The sequence below is a fragment of the Halovibrio salipaludis genome (genome assembly GCF_002286965.1).
In the GTDB taxonomy this organism is placed as follows: Bacteria; Pseudomonadota; Gammaproteobacteria; order Pseudomonadales; family Oleiphilaceae; genus Halospina; species Halospina salipaludis.
This window is the reverse complement of sequence record NZ_NSKD01000023.1, coordinates 1-811: the sequence shown is the minus strand read 5'-3', so window position 1 is coordinate 811 and position 811 is coordinate 1. Positions and strand designations below refer to the sequence as shown.

Below are 811 nucleotides of genomic sequence, written 5' to 3'. Positions count from 1 at the left end.
CTCAAATCCGTTATCCAATGTCAGAGTGCGCACCGCGCCTCTTATGGGCCGGAACTGGCGGATGATCGCCTCGGCTGTCGGCCTGGCTTTGAGCTGTACAAGCCGTTCAGCCAAAAGGTAACCACTGCGCCGCTCCACCAGGGTGACAAGGCCCGATTGCTTATGGCCGTGGAGCACGGTATCACCTTCCCAATGGCCCAGCGTTTGTCGGCGATCGACCTCGCCGGGGCGCTGCTCAATGCCAACCCGGTTCGGGATGCGCCCAAGCCCGGCACGCTTGGCCAGGCGACGCTGATAGCGCCTTTGTCCCGGCTGGCGGCAGTAGCGCCACAGATCACCGCCCGCTGCCTTGTCCCGGTAGATCAGCTCATAGATCCACTGATGGGAAATGAGCCTGCTTCCCACCCGGCGCATGAACCCGATGATCTGGCCGGGACTCCAGTATTCACGCAGACGTTTGCTCACCCAGATCATCAACGACCACGTCCGTTTGCTGGCTTTGTGGGCCTTCTGGCGGCGGCTGAAACTGATGCGCTGAGCCTGTTCAGGACAGTAGCCATGGGCGCTTGTGTTGCGCCGAATCTCTCGCGAGACCGTGCTACTGCTGCACCCCACAAGCTGGGCGATGGCACGAAGGCTGCAGCGGTGCTGCAAACCGGCCTCAATCTGGTATCGTTGTCGCTGGGTCAGTTGTCGGTATCCCATCTGCTCTTCACTTTGGTCGGTAAAGGCGGTGAGGGTACCGGCGGCGGCCCTCCTACCTCTACCGGTTCACGCCAAAGTGCTGCAGTTATTATCTGAATTCAGGTTT

General features: G+C 60.5%; 1 protein-coding gene. It reads right to left on the bottom strand.

Features of this window, described 5'->3' with window-relative positions; translation table 11 throughout:
- Positions 1–705, bottom strand: a 705-nt coding sequence (locus tag CK501_RS16615) for an IS30 family transposase (RefSeq protein WP_143421473.1), incomplete at its 3' end; no start/stop codon positions are given.
- Between the last annotated feature and the right edge of the window lie 106 nt (positions 706–811).